The sequence below is a fragment of the Escherichia sp. WS1368 genome (assembly GCF_046487485.1).
Lineage (GTDB): Bacteria > Pseudomonadota > Gammaproteobacteria > Enterobacterales > Enterobacteriaceae > Escherichia > Escherichia coli.
Genome location: NZ_JBJQJI010000002.1, coordinates 176,440 through 200,942 on the forward strand (window position 1 = coordinate 176,440; position 24,503 = coordinate 200,942).

General features: G+C 53.1%; 22 protein-coding genes and 1 pseudogene. 11 read left to right on the top strand and 12 right to left on the bottom strand.

What is annotated here, in order from left to right:
* Positions 1 to 34: 34 nt before the first annotated feature.
* The 5 genes from surA to apaH are packed head-to-tail and all read left to right on the top strand — an operon-like array spanning position 35 to position 4,363.
* A complete protein-coding gene (gene surA, locus ACJHYD_RS06495) occupies positions 35 to 1,321 on the top strand; it encodes a peptidylprolyl isomerase SurA (protein ID WP_000800457.1) in 1,287 nt (428 codons plus the stop codon).
* A complete protein-coding gene (pdxA, locus tag ACJHYD_RS06500; protein ID WP_001550588.1) occupies positions 1,321 to 2,310 on the top strand; it encodes a 4-hydroxythreonine-4-phosphate dehydrogenase PdxA in 990 nt (329 codons plus the stop codon). The genes surA and pdxA overlap by 1 nt, the downstream gene beginning before the upstream one ends.
* Positions 2,307 to 3,128: a 16S rRNA (adenine(1518)-N(6)/adenine(1519)-N(6))-dimethyltransferase RsmA gene (rsmA, locus tag ACJHYD_RS06505; RefSeq protein WP_001065381.1), complete on the top strand. Its 822-nt coding sequence runs from the start codon at positions 2,307 to 2,309 to the stop codon at positions 3,126 to 3,128. The genes pdxA and rsmA overlap by 4 nt, the downstream gene beginning before the upstream one ends.
* 2 nt (positions 3,129 to 3,130) lie before the next feature.
* Complete coding sequence (apaG, locus tag ACJHYD_RS06510; RefSeq protein ID WP_000610901.1) at positions 3,131 to 3,508, top strand: Co2+/Mg2+ efflux protein ApaG; 378 nt, start codon at positions 3,131 to 3,133, stop codon at positions 3,506 to 3,508.
* A gap of 6 nt (positions 3,509 to 3,514) precedes the next feature.
* Positions 3,515 to 4,363 (top strand): bis(5'-nucleosyl)-tetraphosphatase (symmetrical) ApaH, encoded by an 849-nt coding sequence (apaH, locus tag ACJHYD_RS06515; RefSeq protein ID WP_000257196.1) that lies wholly within the window; start codon positions 3,515 to 3,517, stop codon positions 4,361 to 4,363.
* Here apaH and ACJHYD_RS06520 read toward each other — a convergent pair.
* From ACJHYD_RS06520 to ACJHYD_RS06565, 10 genes and pseudogenes are all read right to left on the bottom strand, one after another.
* Positions 4,360 to 4,661 (bottom strand): annotated as a pseudogene (locus tag ACJHYD_RS06520) (CcdB family protein). The gene apaH and the pseudogene ACJHYD_RS06520 overlap by 4 nt on opposite strands.
* A gap of 2 nt (positions 4,662 to 4,663) precedes the next feature.
* Positions 4,664 to 4,897 (bottom strand): type II toxin-antitoxin system CcdA family antitoxin, encoded by a 234-nt coding sequence (locus ACJHYD_RS06525; protein WP_000125566.1) that lies wholly within the window; start codon positions 4,895 to 4,897, stop codon positions 4,664 to 4,666.
* An 85-nt stretch (positions 4,898 to 4,982) separates the two neighbouring features.
* Entirely contained in the window at positions 4,983 to 5,462 is a 480-nt protein-coding gene (gene folA / locus ACJHYD_RS06530; RefSeq protein WP_000624375.1) for a type 3 dihydrofolate reductase, read from the bottom strand.
* A gap of 191 nt (positions 5,463 to 5,653) precedes the next feature.
* Positions 5,654 to 7,516 (bottom strand): glutathione-regulated potassium-efflux system protein KefC, encoded by a 1,863-nt coding sequence (kefC, locus tag ACJHYD_RS06535; protein WP_000377113.1) that lies wholly within the window; start codon positions 7,514 to 7,516, stop codon positions 5,654 to 5,656.
* Entirely contained in the window at positions 7,509 to 8,039 is a 531-nt protein-coding gene (kefF, locus tag ACJHYD_RS06540) for a glutathione-regulated potassium-efflux system oxidoreductase KefF (protein WP_000600725.1), read from the bottom strand. The genes kefC and kefF overlap by 8 nt, the downstream gene beginning before the upstream one ends.
* 107 nt (positions 8,040 to 8,146) lie before the next feature.
* A complete protein-coding gene (locus ACJHYD_RS06545) occupies positions 8,147 to 9,478 on the bottom strand; it encodes an MFS transporter (protein WP_001550585.1) in 1,332 nt (443 codons plus the stop codon).
* Positions 9,479 to 9,536: 58 nt separating this feature from the next.
* Entirely contained in the window at positions 9,537 to 9,824 is a 288-nt protein-coding gene (fixX, locus tag ACJHYD_RS06550; RefSeq protein WP_000203741.1) for a ferredoxin-like protein FixX, read from the bottom strand.
* The gene (locus ACJHYD_RS06555) at positions 9,821 to 11,107 is read right to left on the bottom strand and encodes an FAD-dependent oxidoreductase (RefSeq protein ID WP_001287746.1); all 1,287 of its coding nucleotides are present in this window, start codon (positions 11,105 to 11,107) and stop codon (positions 9,821 to 9,823) included. The genes fixX and ACJHYD_RS06555 overlap by 4 nt, the downstream gene beginning before the upstream one ends.
* Positions 11,108 to 11,157: 50 nt before the next feature.
* Positions 11,158 to 12,099 (bottom strand): electron transfer flavoprotein subunit alpha/FixB family protein, encoded by a 942-nt coding sequence (locus ACJHYD_RS06560; protein WP_001550584.1) that lies wholly within the window; start codon positions 12,097 to 12,099, stop codon positions 11,158 to 11,160.
* A 14-nt stretch (positions 12,100 to 12,113) separates the two neighbouring features.
* Positions 12,114 to 12,884: an electron transfer flavoprotein FixA gene (locus ACJHYD_RS06565; protein ID WP_000692217.1), complete on the bottom strand. Its 771-nt coding sequence runs from the start codon at positions 12,882 to 12,884 to the stop codon at positions 12,114 to 12,116.
* Between the two features lie 472 nt (positions 12,885 to 13,356).
* On the opposite strand from ACJHYD_RS06565, the gene caiT reads away from it, so the two are divergent.
* From caiT to caiE, 6 genes are all read left to right on the top strand, one after another.
* Positions 13,357 to 14,871 carry an L-carnitine/gamma-butyrobetaine antiporter gene (caiT, locus tag ACJHYD_RS06570; protein ID WP_000787109.1) on the top strand — a complete coding sequence of 505 codons (1,515 nt, stop codon included), beginning with the start codon at positions 13,357 to 13,359 and terminating at the stop codon, positions 14,869 to 14,871.
* A 30-nt stretch (positions 14,872 to 14,901) separates the two neighbouring features.
* The gene (gene caiA, locus ACJHYD_RS06575) at positions 14,902 to 16,044 is read left to right on the top strand and encodes a crotonobetainyl-CoA dehydrogenase (RefSeq protein WP_000347137.1); all 1,143 of its coding nucleotides are present in this window, start codon (positions 14,902 to 14,904) and stop codon (positions 16,042 to 16,044) included.
* Positions 16,045 to 16,172: 128 nt separating this feature from the next.
* Positions 16,173 to 17,390 (top strand): L-carnitine CoA-transferase, encoded by a 1,218-nt coding sequence (caiB, locus tag ACJHYD_RS06580; protein WP_000349954.1) that lies wholly within the window; start codon positions 16,173 to 16,175, stop codon positions 17,388 to 17,390.
* A 73-nt stretch (positions 17,391 to 17,463) separates the two neighbouring features.
* Complete coding sequence (gene caiC, locus ACJHYD_RS06585; RefSeq protein WP_001309938.1) at positions 17,464 to 19,017, top strand: crotonobetaine/carnitine-CoA ligase; 1,554 nt, start codon at positions 17,464 to 17,466, stop codon at positions 19,015 to 19,017.
* 108 nt (positions 19,018 to 19,125) lie between these two features.
* Positions 19,126 to 19,911, top strand: a complete 786-nt coding sequence (gene caiD, locus ACJHYD_RS06590; RefSeq protein ID WP_000004399.1) for a crotonobetainyl-CoA hydratase — start codon at positions 19,126 to 19,128, stop codon at positions 19,909 to 19,911.
* Between the two features lie 5 nt (positions 19,912 to 19,916).
* Positions 19,917 to 20,507 carry a carnitine operon protein CaiE gene (gene caiE, locus ACJHYD_RS06595; RefSeq protein WP_000122882.1) on the top strand — a complete coding sequence of 197 codons (591 nt, stop codon included), beginning with the start codon at positions 19,917 to 19,919 and terminating at the stop codon, positions 20,505 to 20,507.
* A gap of 118 nt (positions 20,508 to 20,625) precedes the next feature.
* Here caiE and caiF read toward each other — a convergent pair whose 3' ends face one another.
* Positions 20,626 to 21,021: a carnitine metabolism transcriptional regulator CaiF gene (caiF, locus tag ACJHYD_RS06600; protein ID WP_000333124.1), complete on the bottom strand. Its 396-nt coding sequence runs from the start codon at positions 21,019 to 21,021 to the stop codon at positions 20,626 to 20,628.
* Between the two features lie 260 nt (positions 21,022 to 21,281).
* Entirely contained in the window at positions 21,282 to 24,500 is a 3,219-nt protein-coding gene (gene carB / locus ACJHYD_RS06605; protein WP_001550582.1) for a carbamoyl-phosphate synthase large subunit, read from the bottom strand.
* Between the last annotated feature and the right edge of the window lie 3 nt (positions 24,501 to 24,503).

A 24,503-nucleotide genomic window follows, 5' to 3' on the forward strand; every position in this document is an offset into this window, starting at 1 on the left:
AATCCGCAGTGCGGTTAATTGAAATGGAAAAAGTATGAAGAACTGGAAAACGCTGCTTCTCGGTATCGCCATGATCGCGAATACCAGTTTCGCTGCCCCCCAGGTAGTCGATAAAGTCGCAGCCGTCGTCAATAACGGCGTCGTGCTGGAAAGCGACGTTGATGGATTAATGCAGTCGGTAAAACTGAACGCTGCTCAGGCAAGGCAGCAACTTCCTGATGACGCGACGCTGCGCCACCAAATCATGGAACGTTTGATCATGGATCAAATCATCCTGCAGATGGGGCAGAAAATGGGAGTAAAAATCTCCGATGAGCAGCTGGATCAGGCGATTGCTAACATCGCGAAACAGAACAACATGACGCTGGATCAGATGCGCAGCCGTCTGGCTTACGATGGTCTGAACTACAACACCTATCGTAACCAGATCCGCAAAGAGATGATTATCTCTGAAGTGCGTAACAACGAGGTGCGTCGTCGCATCACCATCCTGCCGCAGGAAGTCGAATCCCTGGCGCAGCAGGTGGGTAACCAAAACGACGCCAGCACTGAGCTGAACCTGAGCCACATCCTGATCCCGCTGCCGGAAAACCCGACCTCTGATCAAGTGAACGAAGCGGAAAGCCAGGCGCGTGCCATTGTCGATCAGGCGCGTAACGGCGCTGATTTCGGTAAGCTGGCGATTGCTCATTCTGCCGACCAGCAGGCACTGAACGGCGGCCAGATGGGCTGGGGCCGTATTCAGGAGTTGCCGGGGATCTTCGCCCAGGCATTAAGCACCGCGAAGAAAGGCGACATTGTTGGCCCAATTCGTTCCGGCGTTGGCTTCCATATTCTGAAAGTTAACGACCTGCGCGGCGAAAGCAAAAATATCTCGGTGACCGAAGTTCATGCTCGCCATATTCTGCTGAAACCGTCGCCGATCATGACTGACGAACAGGCCCGCGTGAAACTGGAACAGATTGCTGCCGATATCAAGAGTGGTAAAACGACTTTTGCTGCCGCAGCGAAAGAGTTCTCTCAGGATCCAGGCTCTGCTAACCAGGGCGGTGATCTCGGTTGGGCTACACCAGATATTTTCGATCCGGCCTTCCGTGACGCCCTGACCCGCCTGAACAAAGGTCAAATGAGTGCACCGGTTCACTCTTCATTCGGCTGGCATTTAATCGAACTGCTGGATACCCGTAATGTCGATAAAACCGACGCGGCACAGAAAGATCGTGCGTACCGCATGCTGATGAACCGTAAGTTCTCGGAAGAAGCAGCAAGCTGGATGCAGGAACAACGTGCCAGCGCCTACGTTAAAATCCTGAGCAACTAATGGTTAAAACCCAACGTGTTGTGATCACTCCCGGCGAGCCCGCCGGGATTGGCCCGGACTTAGTTGTCCAGCTTGCACAGCGTGAGTGGCCGGTCGAACTGGTTGTTTGTGCCGATGCCACTCTCCTTACCGACCGGGCAGCGATGCTCGGTTTGCCGCTCACCCTCCGCCCTTATTCCCCCACCTCCCCTGCACAACCGCAAACTGCGGGCACATTAACGCTACTTCCTGTCGCGCTACGTGAATCTGTCACTGCGGGGCAGTTAGCGGTTGAAAATGGGCATTATGTGGTGGAGACGCTGGCGCGAGCGTGTGATGGCTGTCTGAACGGTGAATTTGCTGCGCTGATCACAGGCCCCGTGCATAAAGGCGTCATTAACGACGCAGGCATTCCGTTTACCGGTCATACCGAGTTTTTCGAAGAGCGTTCGCAGGCGAAAAAAGTGGTGATGATGCTGGCGACCGAAGAACTTCGCGTGGCGCTGGCAACGACGCATTTACCGCTGCGCGATATCGCAGATGCTATCACCCCTGCGCTTTTGCACGAAGTGATTGCTATTTTGCATCACGATTTGCGGACCAAATTTGGTATTGCCGAACCGCGCATTCTGGTCTGCGGGCTGAATCCGCACGCGGGCGAAGGCGGTCATATGGGTACGGAAGAGATAGACACCATTATTCCGGTGCTCGACAAGCTGCGGGCGCAGGGGATGAAACTCAACGGGCCGCTGCCTGCCGATACCCTGTTTCAGCCGAAATATCTCGATAACGCCGACGCCGTGCTGGCGATGTACCACGATCAGGGTCTTCCCGTGCTAAAATACCAGGGCTTCGGGCGCGGTGTGAACATTACGCTGGGCCTGCCCTTTATTCGCACATCAGTGGACCACGGCACCGCGCTTGAATTGGCGGGACGTGGCGAAGCCGATGTCGGCAGTTTTATTACGGCGCTTAATCTCGCCATCAAAATGATTGTTAACACCCAATGAATAATCGAGTCCACCAGGGCCACTTAGCCCGTAAACGCTTCGGGCAAAACTTTCTCAACGATCAGTTCGTGATCGACAGCATTGTTTCTGCCATTAACCCGCAGAAGGGCCAGGCGATGGTCGAAATCGGTCCCGGTCTGGCGGCATTGACCGAACCGGTCGGCGAACGTCTGGACCAGCTGACGGTCATCGAACTTGACCGCGATCTGGCGGCACGTCTGCAAACGCATCCATTCTTAGGCCCGAAACTGACGATTTATCAGCAGGATGCGATGACCTTTAACTTTGGCGAACTGGCCGAGAAAATGGGTCAGCCGCTGCGTGTTTTCGGCAACCTGCCTTATAACATCTCCACGCCGTTGATGTTCCATCTGTTTAGCTATACTGATGCCATTGCCGACATGCACTTTATGTTGCAAAAAGAGGTGGTGAATCGTCTGGTTGCAGGACCGAACAGCAAGGCGTATGGTCGATTAAGCGTCATGGCGCAATACTATTGCAACGTGATCCCAGTGCTGGAAGTACCGCCGTCAGCCTTTACACCACCACCCAAAGTGGATTCCGCCGTCGTGCGCCTGGTTCCTCATGCAACGATGCCTCACCCGGTTAAAGATGTTCGCGTGTTGAGCCGCATCACCACCGAAGCCTTTAACCAGCGTCGTAAAACCATTCGTAACAGCCTCGGCAACCTGTTTAGCGTCGAGGTGTTAACAGGAATGGGGATCGACCCGGCGATGCGAGCGGAAAATATCTCTGTCGCGCAATATTGCCAGATGGCGAACTATCTGGCGGAGAACGCGCCTTTGCAGGAGAGTTAACGATGATCAATTCGCCCCGAGTGTGTATTCAGGTTCAAAGCGTCTACATTGAGGCACAATCTTCACCTGATAATGAACGTTACGTTTTTGCTTATACCGTAACCATACGCAATCTGGGGCGAGCGCCAGTGCAGTTGTTGGGGCGTTACTGGCTGATCACCAATGGCAATGGCCGTGAAACCGAAGTCCAGGGCGAAGGAGTGGTTGGCGTCCAGCCACTTATCGCGCCTGGCGAAGAGTACCAGTACACCAGCGGTGCAATCATTGAAACCCCGCTGGGCACCATGCAGGGTCACTACGAAATGATCGATGAAAATGGCGTCCCTTTCAGCATCGACATTCCCGTATTCCGACTCGCCGTTCCCACACTCATTCATTAAAAGAATATGGCGACATACCTTATTGGCGACGTTCATGGTTGTTACGATGAACTGATCGCATTGCTGCATAAAGTAGAATTTACCCCTGGGAAAGATACCCTCTGGCTGACGGGCGATCTGGTCGCGCGCGGCCCGGGTTCGCTGGATGTTTTGCGCTATGTGAAATCCTTAGGCGACAGCGTACGTCTGGTGCTGGGCAATCACGATCTGCATCTGCTGGCGGTATTTGCCGGGATAAGCCGCAATAAACCGAAAGATCGCCTGACACCGCTGCTGGAAGCGCCGGATGCCGACGAGCTGCTTAACTGGCTGCGTCGCCAGCCTCTGCTGCAAATCGACGAAGAGAAAAAGCTGGTGATGGCCCACGCCGGGATCACGCCACAGTGGGATCTGCAGACCGCCAAAGAGTGCGCGCGCGATGTAGAAGCGGTGCTGTCGAGTGACTCCTATCCCTTCTTTCTTGATGCCATGTACGGCGATATGCCAAATAACTGGTCACCGGAATTGCGGGGGCTAGGAAGACTGCGGTTTATCACCAACGCCTTTACCCGGATGCGTTTTTGCTTCCCGAACGGGCAACTGGATATGTACAGCAAAGAATCGCCAGAAGAAGCCCCTGCCCCACTGAAACCGTGGTTTGCGATTCCTGGCCCTGTCGCTGAAGAATACAGCATCGCCTTTGGTCACTGGGCATCGCTGGAAGGCAAAGGTACGCCGGAAGGTATTTACGCGCTGGATACTGGCTGCTGCTGGGGTGGTACATTAACCTGCCTGCGCTGGGAAGATAAACAGTATTTTGTCCAGCCGTCGAACCGGCATAAGGATATGGGCGAAGGAGAGGCGGTCGCGTCTTAAATCCCGTCGAGCATAAAATCTAATGCCCCTTTAATCAACGTTCGGTGCGCGCTGGCATCGCAAAATTTCGTTCCCTGCGCGTTAACTGGAACAGTTGCAGTCTCATGCGTCATGAGCCGTCTACCAGTAAAAGGATTGTGTTAAGCCGTTCTGGAGGGCGAATACGGATAAATCGTTCAATAGGTGTTAATGGAATAACAATACGGCGATTAATCTCACCAATAATGTCGCTGGTAACATCGATAACAAAGGGAAACGCGGCGTTCCTGCCGCGACTGCGGTATACCGTAAATTGCATCGCTAGAAGCTCCGGTACTCATCAGAGAAACATCCGGTTTCATCAGCCAATTGATTTAACGCAGCGATAGCTTCTGCGTTCTCTTCACGCCAACGTGTTGCTGCATGTTTTTTAAGTTCAGCATTGAGCGCAACCGTAAGGGTGGCGCTCATATTTAAGCCTGCATCACGAGCGCGATTGACTAACTCACGGTCGACGGTGACGGTCACACTTTGTGTGGTACGTTTTGCAGTCATGATATCGTGCTCCTGTACAATTTATACGTCTAGTAAACACGGATATCTGCACGTATCAGTGATGCCGGAATTCTAATATACAAACTTACCGCCGCTCCAGAATCTCAAAGCAATAGCTATGAGAGTTCTGCGCATCAGCGTCGTGGAATTCGCTGAATACCGATTCCCAGTCATCCGGCTCGTAATCCGGGAAATGGGTGTCGCCTTCCACTTCTGCGTCGATATGCGTCAGATACAGTTTTTGCGCTTTGGGCAAGAACTGCTCATAAACGCGACCACCGCCAATCACCATGATTTCTGGTACGTCACCACACGCCGCGATGGCTTCATCAACCGATTTCACCCACGTAACGCGATCGTCAGTACCCGGTTGACTGCTGAGGATAATATTTTTGCGTCCTGGCAGCGGACGACCGATGGATTCCCAGGTATGGCGGCCCATAATTACGGGTTTATTTAAAGTGTTGCGTTTAAACCAGGCGAGATCGGCAGGCAGGTTCCACGGCATGGCGTTTTCCATGCCGATAACGCGATCTACCGCTAACGCCGCAATCAGACTGATCATTGAGATTTCCCGATAAAAAAAATTGTCGCCACTATACGTAAAGCGTAAACCGTCGTCGACTGGTGCGAGGATGATGTTGAGGAAAATTTTATATTCTGCTGGCGAGTCCACGCTCTCTCCCTGGACTCGCCGCATTACAATGAAACAAAAACAAACAGTTAGCTGTAAAGTGTGATTTACGTCACTCTTTATTAGGATGAGGGTTTCGTTTCCGGTTCATCCGCCATGTTGCCGGTATGTTTACCTTCTTCGGTTCCCTGCCAGCCATGTCGTTGAATTAATGACAGATGTTCGCGGTCCTCGGTAATGATCTCACTTAACATCGCGCTGGTGCGTTTATAGACCGCCGCGCGGGCTTTGGTGTCGTTCTCAACCATTGCCATCTCTTCCACCATCTGAATATTAAAGCGGCGGAACACATCGGCACGTTCTCGCGCTTCATACGGCCCCAGACCTAAACTTTCCAGTGCCAGACGCCCGGTTTTCAGCGCACCTTCGAAGGTTTCACGCTCCGGCTTTTCAACGCCTGCCTGACGCAAACGAATGTAGTGGTCGACATCGCGGGCGCGGGCAATAATCTGCAAATGCGGGAAATGTTCTTTCACCATCTCCGTCAGTTGCAGGTTGGTTTGCGGATCGTCGATGGCGTTAATCAGCACTTCCGCTTTCGCCGCTCCCGCAGATTCCAGTAAATCCATCCGCGTGGCATCGCCGTAAAACACTTTCATACCAAATTTACGCAAGGTTTCGATATGGTCCGGATCGTGATCGAGCACCACCATTTTCACCCCGCTGGAGAGCAGTAAACGTCCGGTGATCTGCCCAAAACGACCGAATCCGGCGATGATTACCCGCGGCTGTTCTTCGTCGATCTCATCGGCTTCACGCGCCTCTTCACTAGAAGATTGCTCAAGGCGATTGAGGATCACCAGCAGAATCGGCGTTGCCGCCATCGACAGCGCCACCGCCAGGGTCAGCGATTTCGCCCACTCCGGCTCCAGCACATTCGCCATCTGCGCCGCACCAAATACCACAAAGGCAAACTCACTACCCTGCCCTAACAACACCGCAAACCAGCGACGCTGTTTATTTGGCACCTGCAACGGTCGGGCAATCAGCCACAGCATGGCGATTTTGATGATGAGGAAACCGAGCAGCAGAATGACAATACGCAATGGGTTTTCAATCAGCGTGCCAAAGTCTATCGACATGCCAACGCCAATGAAAAACAGCCCCAGCAGCAAACCTTTAAAGGGTTCGATATCGCTTTCCAGCGCATGACGATATTCCGAGCTTGCCAGCAGTACGCCCGCCAGAAACGCGCCCATCGCCATCGACAAGCCAACCTCTTCCAGCAGCAAACCAAAGCCAAACACGAGGAATAACGCCACGGCACTAAACACTTCCCGCAAGCCAGAGCGGGCGACAAAGCGCAGCGCCGGACGCGTGACATAGCGCCCCAGCAGTACCACCAGCACCAGCGCACCCGCCACTTTTAACGCCGAGAGAGCAAATGCGCCCATCGTCGTCGAGGCACTGCTCGCCGCCAGTAGCGGGATCATCGCCACCAGCGGGATCGCCGCGATATCCTGGAACAGCAGCACCGCAAAGGCACTGCGACCCATTTGCGTCACCATCAGATTGCGTTCATTCATCGCCTGCATGGCAATCGCCGTAGAGGAGAGCGCCAGCGTCATGCCGATCAATTCCGCGACCTGCCAGCGCAGCCCAAGCAACATACAGAACAGCCCCAGCAGGCCGCCGCAAATCACCATCTGCAATGCGCCACCACCGAACACCGCCGCACGCAGCTTCCACAGCCTTTGTGGATCGAGTTCGAGGCCGATAATAAACAGCATCAGCACCACGCCAATCTCGGCAAAGTGCAGAATAGATTCGGCATCGGTCACCAGTCGCAGCCCCCACGGGCCAATAATGCAGCCAGCGATCAGGTAGCCAAGTACCGATCCCAGACCAAGACGTACCGCAATGGGTACAATCAGCGCCGCCGAACCGAGATAAATCAGCGCCTGAATCAGCGTATGGCTATCCATGATGTGCCTCCTGCCATTCCAGCAGACGTTGCTTATAGTGCCGCGCCTGCCCTTCGAGGGTTTCGTCGTCACAAATAAAGGTGCAGTGCATGGCAAACGGTGGCAGCCAGTTCAGCCCGCAGTAGATTGCCGTCGCCTGTAGCGGCTGCGATAGCACATCAAAGCCCGGATGCGCACCAATTTCAAAATGGCTTTCCCCGCCGCCGGTCGTCACCGCCCACAGCAAATGTTTGCCATGCAGCGCCGTGCCGCCGTGACCGTAAGCCCAGCCGTGTGAGAAGACTTTATCGATCCAAAGTTTAAGAAGCGGAGGAATGCTGTACCACTGCATCGGGTGCTGCCAGACGATCAGATCGGCGCGAGACAGCGCCTCCTGCTCGGCGGCAATATCGATATTGAAGTCAGGATAGAGTTGATAAAGAGAGCGAATTTCGACGCCTTCCAGCGTCCTTGCCTGTTCAAGCATCCGTTTATTCGCATGGGAATGATGCGGATACGGATGCGCATAAATTATAAGAATCATAGGTAGCCCGCGTGATTACGCCTTTGTTTTCCCACAAAGTGTAGTCATATATTCACGCGGCTTATAGTCAATAATATTGATTCAGAAAAGAGAGAAATCTGAACAAATTACCCCATTCTCTGCCCGCGGATGGTCATATTGCTGGTCTGCGCCAGTGACATCCCTCGAGTCTCCGGGGCAAACGCTACGGAAATCAACAAGCCAAACAGCGAGATACCCGCCCCCATTAGCATCGTGTTACTGATACCGTAATTGTTGATAAAGATCGGCAGTGCCCAGGTCGAAACAATAGTGCCAATACGACTTAAGGACATAATCACGCCCACGGCAGAGGCGCGGATATCTGTCGGGAAGAGTTCATTAGGATAGAGCCACTGCAAATTACCTGGCCCGCCAGAGAAAAAGGCATACACCGCAAAGGCCATCACTACCAGCCAGATCCCCATATCCGGGATCAGCCCCAAAACCGCCAGCGCCAGCGTCATCATGGCAAAGCTGCCAATCAACAATGGACGCCGTCCGGCAGTGTTTAACCACAGCATCGGCGGAATACAGCCAAGCATAAAGAACAGGCTAATCACCACGTTCCCCAGTGCCGCGTTTTTGCCAACACCCAATCCCAACAAACCAACGATTTGCGGGCCAAAGGTGTAAATGGCGAACATTGGGATCACCTGGCAGGTCCAGATGGCGGCAACAAACAGAACAAAAGGAAAATGGCGGCGATTAAACAGATCGCGAAAACGGGTTTGCTGCGGCTGCTCTTCATCGAAAGCCACCGGTTCGCCAAACAGTTTGCTCATCATCTCTTCGCACTCTTTTACTCGCCCTTTGCGTAACAACCAGCGGGGAGATTCAGGCAGTTCGAATCGACCAATCAAAATCAACAAACAAGGGATCGCCGCGCTACCCAGCATCCAGCGCCAGCCGCCTTCCACATCATAAAGCCAGTAGCCGACCAGATCGGCGCAGGTCGCACCGACATACCACATGGCGGCAATAAAGCTGATGGAAAACGCCCGCTGACGGGTACTGGAGAACTCGGTGATCATCGAAGTGGCGATGGGATAATCTGCACCGATGACAATACCGATGAGTACCCGCATCACCAACAGTTCGACGGGGGATGAGACAAACATCGTCGCCACCGATATCACGCCGATGGCGATGATATCAATGAGGAACATTTTGCGCCGTCCGACTTTATCGGAGATATAACCAAACAGCGATGTGCCAACGAACAGCCCGGCGAGCGTTCCCGCGCCCAGCAAGCCAATCCAGTCAGCGTCCAGCTTCAGCGCCGGAGTCAGTTGCTCCAGCGCCACGCCAATCATTACCAGTACATAACCATCCAGAAACGGACCACCGCTTCCCCACAGCAAAATGCGGCGGTGAATAGAGGAAAATTTAAGATCGTCAAAGTTTCTGGACGGTTGCATGGGTTATTCCTGTTTTTTTGCAATGAGAGTCAGTACGGCGTTACGTATCAAACCAACATCAGCCGTAACGGAACTCCACACCAAAGGTGCCGCGCGGGTATTCCCACTGTTCCAGCGCCGACCCCAGCCCCAGAATGCGACAGGTGCCGCACTCCAGACATCCGGCGTAATCGAAGCGCACACTGCCGTCATCCTGCTTCTTGTACAGACCTGCGGGGCACGCTTTCACCAGCAGCTCCAGCGCCTGTTTATCGGCATCGGCCTTCACAACAATGTGCGGATGCTCTTCATCGACATTGAATTTATTGACGCCCAGTTTGACGTCCACATTGACGGGAGAAGTCATAAAACGGTCACTCCTTTCATGCCATCCTTGATCAGATTGATGAAGCCCACTTTCTTGCCGTGGCGGAGGATTTTCTTGCGCATCAGTTCCGGCGCACTGCCGTCAATGGTGAACAGGTCACGCGCCACGCCCACCGCCAGTTCCGGGTAGCCGCTAAACATGCGTGGGTTATCAAGGAACGCCGGTAGTTTCTGGTACATACGCATATCGCGCAGCGGGCCACTCTCAAGATGCTGACGATATTCCGCCAGTTTTTGCTTACTGAAATCGTCGCTTTTCATCGCTGAAAGCACGGTTTTTGCTGCGGCTTCCCCGGCGGCAATCGCCAGATCCATACCGCGAATGGTAAAACCGAGGTTCATACACATTCCGGCGGCATCACCGGCAATCAATACGCCGTCACCAACCAACTCCGGCAGCATGTTGATGCCTGCTTCCGGCACTACGTGAGCGGAATATTCCACCAGCTTGCCGCCTGCGATCAGCGGTGCAACGGCCGGATGTTGTTTGAAATCTTCCAGCATTTGCGGCACCGATTTTTTCGCGTCATGCAGATGATGCAGACCACAAACCAACCCCAGCGACAGAGTGTTTTCATTGGTATAAAGAAAGCCGCCGCCCATCAGGCCATTGGTGGGTGATCCCGCAAACAGGCAAGCCGCGCCCTGATTACCCTGCAATTGAAAACGGTCTTCAATAACCGACTTCGGTAACTCGATCAGTTCCTTCACGCCAACCGCCACATCCGTCGGTTTGACGCGTTTTGCCATCCCCAGCTTTTCGGCAAGGATGGAATTCACCCCGTCAGCAAGGATCACCGTTTTCGCTTCAATTACATCGCCATCGGCTTCTACGCCGACAACTTTGCCATCACGCTGTACGAGGTTATCGACGCGAATCCCGGTAATTAACTGCGCGCCCGCTTCTTCGGCCTGCTCCATCAACCAGGCATCAAATTTACTGCGCAAAACGGAGTAAGAACGCTGGGATGGCGAGGTTTCGTCACCGTTGCAGTAATCCATAGTCATCGCTGACTTTTCCGTCATAAACGCGAGTTTTTCATGGGTGATCAGGCGTTCTACGGGGGCGGATTCGGCGAAACCTGGAATAATGTGTTCCAGACTGTGGGCATAGAGACGCCCGCCGGTGACGTTCTTGGCACCTGCGGAATTGCCACGCTCGATAACTAACACTTGCGCCCCTTCGCGGGCGAGCACCAGTGCGGCAACCGAACCGGCAAGCCCTGCACCGACGATGATGGCGTCAAAGATATCTTCGGACATAAGAGCTCCCTGTCAGCGGCAGGGCCGAAATGCAGCCCTGCCAGAGTGGATCAACGCGCTAAAGCTGCGGTCAGAGCCGGAAGGATCTTCACGGCGTCGCCAACAATGCCGTAATCCGCGTACTGGAAGATCGGCGCATTTTTATCTTTATTGATGGCGAAAATGGTTTGCGATGCATTAGCACCAACCATGTGCTGGATCTGCCCGGAGATCCCCACCGCCAGGTACAGTTCAGGTTTCAGCATCAGGTTGGAGATACCGACATAGCGTTCGTGCTCCATCCATTTTTCGTTTTCCGCCACCGGACGAGAACAGGCCAACTCCGCACCTATCGCCTTACAAAGCTGTTCTGCCAGCGCAATGTTCTCTTTGCTGCCAATGCCGCGACCGACGCTGACCACCAGACGGGCTTTGTCGAGATCGACGCTGTTGCTCTGGCGCGCCTGGGTTGCCGTGCGGGTAATCGCCACAGCCGGAGCCTGCCACTCCACGGTGTGCGTTTCGCCAGTGCGTGACGCGTCTGGCTGAGCCGCATCAAACGTGCCGCTGCTGATGGTCAGTACCGCATACGGCGTGGCAATGCGTTCTTCGCCAATCGCCAGACCGCCGTAAACCATGTGTTTCACTGTCGCTTTCCCGTCCTGTACGCTGACGGTGCTGGCATCGTTAGACACCGCCGCTTTAAGGCGATAACCCAGTTTTGCCGCCAGTAATTTGCCGCGACGGGTATTCGGCAACAGCACCAGACCGTCTGCGCCGTGCTGGCGAATAGTGTCCGCCATGACACCGGCGTAATCTTCGACCATCCGATCGTCCGGTTTGCCGTTTAATTTCCAGACATGATTAGCGCCTAGCTGGATTGCCTGTGCGCCGTCGGCATCATTGAGGACAAAGGCATTGATTTGATTAGCTAAAGCCTGCGCACCGTTCATCAGTTCCGGCAGACGAGAAGGGGTATCGCTGAATACCCAGACTTGAGAAAACGTGTTCATAGCATCCCCTGTAATTAAATGACTTTGCGAAGATTTTCAGCAAATGCGGCGATCTGTTCTTCGCCGTCGCCTTCAATCACGATGCGCTGACGCTCGCGCTGTTTCGGCGCGGCAACCTGTTGTTCTGACCAGGCTGCCTCTGCGTTAAAACCGATATCCGCCGCCGACCATACCTGGACTGGCTTTTTCGCCGCGCCGAGAATGGCTTTCATCGAAGGAATTTGTGGGGAGTTGATATCAGTGGAAACAGCAACAACCGCAGGCAGCGGAATGCTTAAGGTTTCTGTTTCATCTTCCAGTTCGCGCTCAACGGTGAGGGTATCTGCCGTCAGGGAGATAATTTTGCTGACGCCGTTAACTGCCGGAATATTGAGGATTTCGCCTACCAGCAAACCAACCTGCTGGGCATAAAGGTCGGAAGAACCATCGCCACAGAGGATCAAATCAAAGCCTGCTTTCTGGGCGGCTGCAGCAAGTACGCTCGCCGTTTGTTGCGGCAGTGCCTGCTCGAACTGGTCATCAATCACCACAATCAGTTCATCCGGACCGCGCGATAGCACATCTTTACGCCCTTTGGCGTTGGTCAGGGCTTTACCGCCCACACTTAGGGCCGTCACCTGCGCCTCTGCTGCCTGTTGCTTTAGCTGGCAAGCCGCTTCAATAGCGTTGAGATCGTATTGGCTTATTTTGGCATCGGCTTTACTGAAGTCTAACGAACCATCAGCATTATTGACCGCAATATCCTGTTCATCAGGCACGCACTTATAGCAAGTAATAATCTTCATTGCATCTCCAGAAATCATGAAGGAAACGTCGTTCATATCGGTGGTGTTAATTACAGATATCACGCCCTTTAATTTGGAAATAAAACTTTAATCACCAATATTGAAAATGTCACACGCAGATAAATCCAACTTTCAATATTGTTAAGTCCCTCACCAATATTGAAAACACGGCGTAGCAAAAAGAAATTTTCAATATTGCTTTATGGATCACCAATATTGAAAGTCAGATGCTATTTTTTCACTCACAATCAAACTCATCACATTGATAAACAATGAATATTTACACAAAGACGCCCTGTTTTTACCCGATAAAAAACTGTGACTAACATCACAGAACGCAGCCAATTGAATACCCATTATGAGTTAGCCATTAACGCGTCCACGAGGTTAATAATAATTATATTAAATGTTAACAAAAATAAAACAAACGGGAACGCAAAATAAATATTCGTTTTCACAGTGGAATTAACTCATGAAGAATGAAAAGAGAAAAACGGGAATAGAACCGAAGGTTTTCTTTCCGCCGTTAATAATCGTCGGCATACTTTGTTGGCTTACAGTCAGAGATCTGGATGCAGCGAATGTCGTTATTAATGCTGTATTCAGTTACGTCACCAATGTATGGGGATGGGCATTTGAATGGTATATGGTAGTGATGCTTTTCGGTTGGTTCTGGCTGGTGTTTGGCCCGTATGCCAAAAAGCGTTTAGGTAACGAACCACCTGAATTTAGTACCGCCAGTTGGATCTTTATGATGTTCGCCTCCTGTACGTCTGCTGCCGTACTGTTCTGGGGATCGATTGAGATCTACTACTACATCTCCACCCCGCCGTTTGGCTTAGAACCGAACTCGACAGGGGCGAAAGAGTTGGGGCTGGCTTACAGCTTGTTCCACTGGGGACCTCTGCCGTGGGCCACTTACAGCTTCCTTTCAGTCGCCTTCGCTTACTTCTTCTTTGTCCGCAAAATGGAAGTGATTCGCCCCAGCTCGACACTAGTGCCGCTGGTAGGTGAAAAACACGCCAAAGGGTTGTTCGGCACTATCGTCGACAACTTCTATCTCGTCGCCTTGATCTTCGCGATGGGCACCAGTCTGGGCCTTGCCACGCCGCTGGTGACCGAGTGTATGCAATGGTTGTTTGGCATTCCGCATACCCTGCAACTGGACGCTATCATCATTACCTGCTGGATTATCCTCAACGCCATTTGCGTCGCTTGCGGTCTGCAAAAAGGGGTACGTATCGCCAGTGACGTGCGTAGTTACCTGAGCTTCCTGATGCTGGGTTGGGTGTTCATTGTCAGCGGTGCCAGCTTCATCATGAACTACTTCACCGATTCGGTGGGGATGTTGCTGATGTATCTGCCGCGCATGTTGTTCTATACCGATCCCATCGCTAAAGGCGGCTTCCCGCAGGGCTGGACCGTGTTCTACTGGGCATGGTGGGTGATTTACGCTATCCAGATGAGTATCTTCCTCGCCCGCATCTCCCGTGGTCGTACCGTGCGTGAACTGTGCTTCGGCATGGTGCTGGGGCTGACAGCGTCAACCTGGATCCTGTGGACTGTACTCGGTAGTAACACTCTGCTGTTGATGGATAAAAACATCATCAACATTCCAAATCTGATCGAACAGTACGGTGTGGCGCGCGCCATCATTGAAACCTGGGCCGCTCTGCCACTCAGCACCGCCACCATGTGGGGCTTCTTCATCCTCTGCTTTATTGCCACCGTTACGCTGGTTAACGCCTGCTCTTATACCCTGGCGATGTCCACTTGCCGCGAAGTACGCGATGGTGAAGAACCACCGCTGCTGGTGCGTATCGGCTGGTCAATTCTGGTTGGCATTATCGGTATTGTTCTGCTGGCGCTCGGCGGCCTGAAACCGATTCAAACCGCCATTATCGCCGGAGGATGCCCGCTGTTCTTCGTCAACATTATGGTGACGCTCTCCTTTATTAAAGACGCGAAACAGAACTGGAAAGATTAATTAACCCCCAAAATATCAAGAGGTTGAAAGATGGATTTTAATTTAAATGATGAGCAGGAACTGTTTGTCGCCGGTATCCGCGAACTTATGGCCAGCGAAAACTGGGAGGCCTATTTTGCCGAGTGCGACCGTGACAGCGTCTACCCGGAACGTTTTGTCAAAGCACTGGCGGATATGGGTATCGACAGTCTGCTGCTCCCTGAAGAGCACGGTGGTCTGGACGCGGGGTTTGTTACTCTCGCCGCCGTGTGGATGGAGCTGGGACGTCTGGGGGCACCAACCTATGTACTGTACCAGTTGCCGGGCGGGTTCAACACCTTCCTGCGCGAAGGCACACAAGAGCAGATCGACAAAATTATGGCTTTCCGCGGCACCGGTAAGCAGATGTGGAACTCAGCGATTACCGAACCGGGCGCGGGCTCCGACGTGGGTAGCCTGAAAACGACTTATACCCGTAGAAATGGTAAGATTTATCTTAATGGTAGTAAGTGTTTTATTACCAGCAGCGCCTACACCCCGTACATCGTGGTGATGGCGCGCGACGGGGCTTCTCCGGACAAACCTGTCTACACCGAATGGTTTGTTGATATGAGCAAACCGGGCATCAAAGTGACCAAACTTGAAAAGCTCGGTCTGCGTATGGATAGCTGCTGTGAAATCACCTTTGACGATGTGGAACTGGACGAGAAAGACATGTTCGGTCGGGAAGGTAACGGCTTTAACCGCGTCAAAGAAGAGTTCGACCATGAACGTTTCCTGGTAGCCCTGACCAACTACGGTACGGCGATGTGCGCCTTTGAAGATGCGGCGCGCTACGCCAACCAGCGCGTGCAGTTTGGCGAGGCTATTGGTCGTTTCCAGTTGATTCAGGAAAAATTCGCCCACATGGCGATCAAATTAAACTCCATGAAAAACATGCTGTATGAAGCAGCGTGGAAAGCAGACAACGGCACCATCACCTCTGGCGATGCAGCGATGTGCAAATACTTCTGCGCCAATGCGGCATTTGAAGTGGTGGATAGCGCAATGCAGGTGCTGGGCGGTGTCGGGATTGCGGGCAACCACCGCATCAGCCGCTTCTGGCGTGATCTGCGTGTAGACCGCGTCTCCGGGGGATCTGACGAAATGCAGATCCTGACGCTGGGTCGCGCGGTGCTGAAGCAATACCGCTAAGTCCGTGCGCTGCCTGATGCGACGCTGACGCGTCTTATCAGACCTACGGGAGCACGAATGTAGGCCGGATAAAGCGTTTACGCCGCATCCGGCAGTCATGCGCTACATAAATTTTTCAGGAGCTAATAATGGATCATCTACCCATGCCGAAATTCGGGCCGCTGGCCGGATTGCGCGTTGTCTTCTCCGGTATCGAAATCGCCGGGCCGTTCGCCGGGCAAATGTTCGCAGAATGGGGCGCGGAAGTTATTTGGATCGAGAACGTCGCCTGGGCCGACACCATTCGCGTTCAACCGAACTACCCGCAGCTCTCCCGCCGCAATTTGCACGCGCTGTCGTTAAATATTTTCAAAGATGAAGGCCGCGAAGCGTTTCTGAAATTAATGGAAACCACCGATATCTTCATCGAAGCCAGCAAAGGTCCGGCCTTTGCCCGTCGTGGCATTACCGATGAAGTCCTGTGGCAGCACAACCCGAAACTGGTTATCGCTCACCTGTCCGGTTTTGGTCAGTACGGCACCGAGGAGTACACCAATCTTCCGGCCTATAACACCATCGCCCAGGCCTTCAGTGGTTACCTGATTCAGAACGGTGATGTTGACCAGCCAATGCCTGCCTTCCCGTATACCGCCGATTACTTTTCTGGTCTGACCGCCACCACGGCGGCGCTGGCAGCACTGCATAAAGTGCGTGAAACCGGTAAAGGCGAAAGTATCGACATCGCCATGTATGAAGTGATGCTGCGTATGGGCCAGTACTTCATGATGGATTACTTCAACGGCGGCGAAATGTGCCCGCGCATGACCAAAGGTAAAGATCCCTACTACGCCGGTTGCGGTCTATACAAATGCGCCGACGGCTACATCGTGATGGAACTGGTGGGCATTACTCAAATTGAAGAGTGCTTTAAAGATATTGGCCTCGCACATCTGCTCGGTACGTCGGAAATCCCGGAAGGCACTCAGCTTATCCACCGTATCGAATGCCCTTACGGCCCACTGGTAGAAGAGAAACTCGATGCCTGGCTGGCTGCACATACCATCGCAGAAGTTAAAGAACGCTTTGCCGAACTGAATATCGCCTGTGCCAAAGTACTGACCGTACCGGAACTGGAAAGCAATCCACAGTATGTGGCTCGCGAATCAATCACTCAGTGGCAAACGATGGATGGTCGCACCTGCAAGGGGCCGAATATCATGCCGAAATTCAAAAATAACCCCGGAAAAATCTGGCGCGGAATGCCCTCACATGGCATGGACACGGCTGCCATTTTGAAAAATATCGGCTACAGCGAAAACGACATTCAGGAGTTGGTCAGCAAAGGTCTGGCCAAAGTTGAGGACTAAACGCGTGACGTCAGTCGGCTTGCCTGACTAGCGCCCGCCCAATAACAAACGAACAACAATGGATAGAGGTGCAATGGATATCATTGGCGGACAACATCTACGTCAAATGTGGGACGATCTGGCGGACGTTTACGGTCATAAAACGGCGCTGATTTGTGAATCCAGCAGCGGAGTCGTTAACCGGTATAGTTATCTTGAGTTAAATCAGGAGATTAACCGCACGGCAAACCTGTTTTATACGCTGGGGATTCGCAAAGGCGACAAGGTTGCTCTACATCTCGACAACTGCCCGGAATTTATCTTTTGCTGGTTCGGGCTGGCAAAAATTGGCGCGATTATGGTGCCGATTAACGCCCGCCTGTTACGCGAGGAAAGCGCGTGGATCCTGCAAAATAGCCAGGCGTGCCTGCTGGTGACCAGTGCGCAATTTTATCCTATGTATCAACAGATTCAGCAGGAAGATGCCTCTCAGTTGCGGCACATTTGCCTGATAGATATGGCACTTCCCGCTGATGATGGCGTGAGTTCGTTTACTCAACTGAAAAATCAACAACCTGCCACCTTGTGCTATGCACCGCCGCTATCGACTGACGATACGGCGGAAATTCTCTTCACCTCCGGCACCACCTCCCGACCGAAAGGTGTGGTGATTACCCATTACAACCTGCGCTTCGCTGGATATTACTCCGCCTGGCAATGTGCACTGCGTGACGATGACGTCTACCTGACGGTAATGCCTGCGTTTCATATTGACTGCCAGTGTACTGCGGCGATGGCGGCGTTTTCTGCCGGGGCCACCTTTGTGCTGGTCGAGAAATACAGCGCCCGCGCCTTCTGGGGACAGGTGCAGAAGTACCGCGCCACCATTACCGAATGTATTCCGATGATGATTCGTACGTTGATGGTCCAGCCGCCTTCAGCCAACGATCGGCAACACTGCCTGCGGGAAGTGATGTTTTATCTCAACCTGTCGGAGCAGGAAAAAGACGCGTTTTGTGAACGCTTCAGCGTTCGCTTGCTGACGTCTTATGGGATGACGGAAACCATTGTGGGCATTATCGGCGATCGCCCTGGCGATAAACGACGCTGGCCGTCGATTGGTCGGGCGGGCTTTTGCTACGAAGCGGAGATCCGCGACGATCACAATCGTCCCCTCCCGGCTGGTGAGCTCGGTGAAATCTGTATTAAAGGCGTACCAGGGAAAACCATCTTCAAAGAGTATTTTCTCAACCCGAAAGCCACTGCGAAAGTGCTGGAAGCCGATGGCTGGCTACATACCGGCGATACCGGATACCGCGACGAAGAGGGCTTTTTTTATTTCGTCGATCGCCGCTGCAATATGATCAAACGCGGTGGCGAGAATGTCTCCTGCGTGGAGCTGGAAAATATTATCGCCGCGCACCCGAAAATTCAGGACATCGTGGTTGTGGGTATTAAAGATTCGATACGCGATGAAGCCATCAAAGCATTTGTGGTGCTGAATGAAGGTGAAACATTGAGCGAAGAGGAATTTTTCCGCTTCTGCGAACAAAATATGGCGAAATTTAAAGTGCCCTCTTATCTGGAGATCAGAAAAGATCTGCCACGTAATTGCTCGGGGAAAATAATTAGAAAGAATCTTAAATAAATGAAACGGCAGGGAACTACCCTGCCAGCTAATAATCACGCTCTAAAACAATATGCATTTTTTGCAGAGATGTTGTCGTCCCTGAAAAAGCAAAAATGGAGAAAAGGAATGAGTGAATCATTACATCTGACCCGCAATGGATCAATTCTGGAAATTACCCTTGATCGCCCAAAAGCGAATGCTATTGATGCAAAAACCAGCTTTGAAATGGGCGAAGTATTTCTAAATTTCCGTGACGATCCGCAATTACGTGTCGCCATTATTACCGGTGCCGGAGAGAAATTCTTTTCCGCGGGCTGGGATTTAAAAGCGGCAGCAGAAGGCGAAGCACCGGATGCTGACTTTGGCCCGGGTGGTTTTGCGGGATTAACCGAAATTTTCAATCTCGACAAACCAGTTATCGCCGCTGTGAACGGCTATGCCTTTGGCGGCGGCTTTGAACTGGCACTGGCGGCAGATTTTATTGTCTGTGCCGATAACGCCAGCTTCGCCCTGCCGGAAGCCAAACTGGGCATCGTTCCTGACAGCGGCGGCGTGCTGCGTCTGCCGAAGATCCTGCCGCCTGCCATCGTCAATGAAATGGTGATGACCGGCAGACGAATGGGCGCAGAAGAGGCGCTGCGTTGGGGGGTAGTCAACCGCGTGGTTAGCCAGGCGGAACTGATGGATAACGCCCGCGAACTGGCGCAGCAGCTGGTTAACAGCGCTCCGCTGGCGATTGCGGCGCTGAAAGAGATCTACCGCACCACCAGCGAAATGCCGGTAGAAGAAGCGTATCGCTATATTCGCAGCGGCGTGTTGAAACACTATCCGTCGGTTCTGCATTCGGAAGATGCCATTGAAGGGCCGCTGGCGTTTGCCGAGAAGCGCGATCCAGTGTGGAAAGGACGTTAACAACCGTGAGCTATTACGCCTTTGAGGGGTTAATTCCGGTGGTTCACCCGACGGCGTTTGTCCATCCCAGTGCAGTCTTGATTGGCGATGTGATTGTGGGAGCCGGTGTCTACATCGGCCCACTCGCCTCACTGCGTGGTGACTACGGGCGGTTGATCGTGCAAGCGGGAGCCAATATTCAGGATGGCTGCATTATGCATGGCTACTGCGACACTGACACCATCGTTGGGGAAAACGGTCATATCGGGCACGGAGCGATCCTGCATGGTTGTGTGATTGGTCGCGATGCACTGGTCGGGATGAACAGCGTGATTATGGATGGCGCGGTCATTGGCGAAGAGAGCATTGTTGCCGCTATGAGCTTTGTCAAAGCGGGCTTTCGCGGCGAGAAACGCCAGTTGTTGATGGGTACGCCAGCCCGCGCTGTACGCAGCGTGAGTGACGACGAGTTACACTGGAAACGGTTGAATACCAAAGAGTATCAGGATCTTGTCGGGCGCTGTCATGCATCGTTACATGAAACGCAGCCACTGAGGCAAATGGAGGAAAATCGCCCCCGTTTGCAGGGGACGACGGATGTGACGCCGAAACGGTGATCTTGCCGGATGCGGCGTAAACGCCTTATCCGACCTGGCTGGAAAGCAACCGTAAGCCGGATAAGATGCGCCAGCATCGCATCCGGCGACCAGGTCGCACGGTATCATCGAAATGACATTAACGACGCATACTCTTTGACAACATCATCTGCCACTTCTGCTCGCGGTTAAGTTCCGTGAGCGGAACGGCAGGAATACGCGGCGTCTTTCTTACGCCGACTAATTTATCCCGGCTGTTATTGCGCAGGCGCGCGTAAATTTGCTCATCGATATCGACCACTTTAACCAGTCGCTGACACTGACATCCCCGCCCTTCCAGCTTATTAGGGATCATCTTAACTTCGCAGCTTATTTCTGTGACTTCCGACAGAATATAAGTCAGGGTATTAACCGCCTTGCTGTGTTCAATATCGAAATGAATAGAGATCTCTCTTGCTATCACCCACCGATTTTCAGCCATCATCCATTCGGCGATTAACAAGTAGAGTGGTTTTTCAACATATCCTTCACACATACGAACTCCAGTTTCACAAATTAAAAGTCTGGCTATGACTCGTTTTGAAGCAATTAAACAAGGCCATATTAAAATTGTGGATATATCGATAGTATGCAACTTCACCGTCGATAAGTGTGAGCTAAATCCTGCTTATGTCATCAAAAATATCGATTCCCCAAAAGATTTACTTAATGGGCAAAAAAAACGGTCCTCATCAGAGAACCGTATTAGTTATTCGATCAAATTAGCGGATGAAAAATATCCGCCATGACACGCTATTATTTGATCTGCGCGTGCATTTCCTGCACCGAAATTACTTTATCGGTCGCATCAGCATTCAGCGCCATCGCAGTAGCGAAACCACCGTTCAGGGTGGTGTCATAATGCACTTTATATTGCAGCGCACTGCGACGAATCACGCGGGAGTCTTCAATCGCGCGACGACCTGAGGTGGTGTTGATGATGTAGGTATATTCGCCATTCTTGATGCGGTCCTGAATGTGCGGACGGCCTTCATGCACCTTGTTTACCAGACGCGGATTGATACCCGCTTCGCCCAGCACAATCGCCGTGCCGTGGGTCGCATCCAGCTCGAAGCCCTGTTTCAGCAGTTTTGCCGCCAGGTCCACCACGCGTTCTTTGTCGCCTTCGCGCACGGAAAGCAGCGCACGACCGTGTTTCTTCATGGTGGAGTTGCTGCCCAGCTGCGCTTTGGCGAACGCTTCAGCGAAGGTGCGGCCCACGCCCATGACTTCCCCGGTAGAGCGCATTTCTGGCCCTAACAGCGGGTCAACGCCGGGGAATTTATTGAACGGCAGCACCACTTCTTTCACCGAGTAGTACGGCGGGATAACTTCTTTGGTTACGCCCTGCTCGGCCAGCGTTTTGCCTGCCATCACGCGCGCCGCCACTTTCGCCAGCGGTACGCCGGTGGCTTTGGAGACGAACGGAACGGTACGCGCCGCACGCGGGTTAACTTCAATCAGGTAGACTTCGTTGTTTTTAACCGCAAACTGCACGTTCATCAGGCCGCGCACCTGCAATTCGAAGGCCAGTTTCTGCACCTGCTGGCGCATCACATCCTGAATTTCCTGACTTAAGGTGTAGGCTGGCAGAGAACATGCGGAGTCACCGGAGTGCACGCCCGCCTGCTCGATGTGCTCCATGATGCCGCCAATCAGCACCATTTCACCGTCGCAGATGGCATCCACGTCAACTTCTACTGCGTCATCAAGGAAATGATCCAGCAACACTGGCGCATCGTTAGACACGCTAACCGCCGTCTGGAAGTAGCGACGCAGGTCAGCTTCGTCATAGACGATTTCCATCGCCCGACCGCCGAGAACGTAAGACGGACGTACCACCAGCGGGTAGCCAATCTCTTTCGCTTTCTCAACCGCCATTTCGATGGTGGTAACGGTGGCGTTCGCCGGTTGTTTCAGTTTCAGACGCTCAACCGCATGCTGGAAGCGTTCACGGTCTTCCGCACGGTCGATGGCATCCGGGCTGGTACCGATAACCGGTACGCCAGCAGCTTCCAGCGCGCGCGCCAGTTTCAGCGGGGTCTGACCGCCGTACTGGACGATAACGCCTTTCGGCTTCTCAATACGCACAATTTCCAGCACGTCTTCCAGAGTTACCGGCTCGAAGTAGAGGCGGTCGGAAGTGTCGTAATCAGTGGAGACGGTTTCCGGGTTACAGTTAACCATAATGGTTTCGTAACCGTCTTCGCGCAGCGCCAGTGAGGCGTGTACGCAACAGTAGTCGAATTCGATACCCTGACCGATACGGTTCGGGCCGCCGCCGAGGACCATGATTTTTTCACGGTCAGATGGGTTGGATTCGCACTCTTCTTCATAAGTGGAGTACATATAAGCGGTGTCGGTAGCGAACTCTGCCGCACAGGTATCCACGCGCTTGTAAACCGGGTGCAGGTCATACTGGTCACGCAGCTTACGGATTTCTGCTTCACGCACGCCCGCGAGTTTTGCCAGACGCGCGTCGGCAAAGCCTTTGCGTTTCAACTGGCGCAGGAAGTCAGCGTTCAGGCCAGTGATGCCCACTTCCGCCACTTTCTCTTCCAGACGCACCAGCTCTTCAATCTGTACCAGGAACCAGCGGTCAATGTTGGTCAGGTTGAAGACGCCGTCTACGGACAGGCCCGCGCGGAAAGCATCGGCGATATACCAAATACGCTCTGCGCCAGCGTCTTTCAGCTCGCGGCGGATTTTAGTCAGCGCTTCCGGGTCGTCGAGACTCACTTTCGGATCGAAGCCGGTCGCGCCCACTTCCAGGCCGCGCAGCGCTTTTTGCAGGGATTCCTGCTGCGTGCGACCAATCGCCATCACTTCGCCAACCGATTTCATCTGAGTGGTCAGACGGTCGTTCGCCCCGGCGAATTTCTCGAAGTTGAAGCGAGGAATTTTGGTGACCACGTAGTCGATGGACGGCTCGAAGGAGGCCGGAGTACGCCCGCCGGTGATGTCGTTCATCAGCTCGTCGAGGGTGTAACCCACCGCCAGTTTCGCCGCCACTTTGGCAATCGGGAAACCAGTGGCTTTCGACGCCAGCGCCGAAGAACGCGACACGCGCGGGTTCATTTCGATAACAATCAGGCGACCGTTTTTCGGGTTCACCGCAAACTGGACGTTGGAACCACCGGTTTCAACGCCGATTTCACGCAGCACCGCCATCGAGGCGTTACGCATGATTTGATATTCTTTGTCGGTCAGCGTTTGGGCTGGTGCGACAGTGATGGAGTCACCGGTGTGGATGCCCATTGCATCGAAGTTTTCGATAGAGCAGACGATGATGCAGTTGTCGTTTTTATCACGCACCACTTCCATCTCGTACTCTTTCCAGCCGATCAGCGACTCATCAATCAGCAGTTCTTTGGTCGGAGAGAGATCCAGACCGCGGGCGCAAATTTCTTCAAACTCTTCGCGGTTATAAGCGATACCGCCACCGCTACCACCCATGGTAAAGGATGGGCGAATAATGCACGGGAAGCCCACATCAGCGGCAACCGCCAGCGCTTCTTCCATCGTGTGTGCGATACCGGAACGCGCGGTTTCCAGACCAATTTTCTTCATCGCTACGTCGAAACGACGGCGGTCTTCTGCTTTATCAATCGCATCGGCAGTGGCACCAATCATGGTGACGCCGAACTCTTCCAACACGCCCTGACGTTCCAGCTCCAGCGCACAGTTCAGCGCCGTCTGACCGCCCATCGTTGGCAGCACCGCGTCCGGGCGCTCTTTTTCAATAATCTTGCGTACCACTTCCCAGTGAATCGGCTCGATGTAGGTCGCATCAGCCATTTCCGGGTCGGTCATGATGGTCGCCGGGTTGGAGTTCACCAGAATGACGCGGTAACCCTCTTCACGCAGGGCTTTACACGCTTGCGCGCCAGAGTAGTCAAACTCACACGCCTGACCGATAACAATCGGGCCCGCACCCAGAATCAGGATACTTTTTATATCTGTACGTTTTGGCATGGC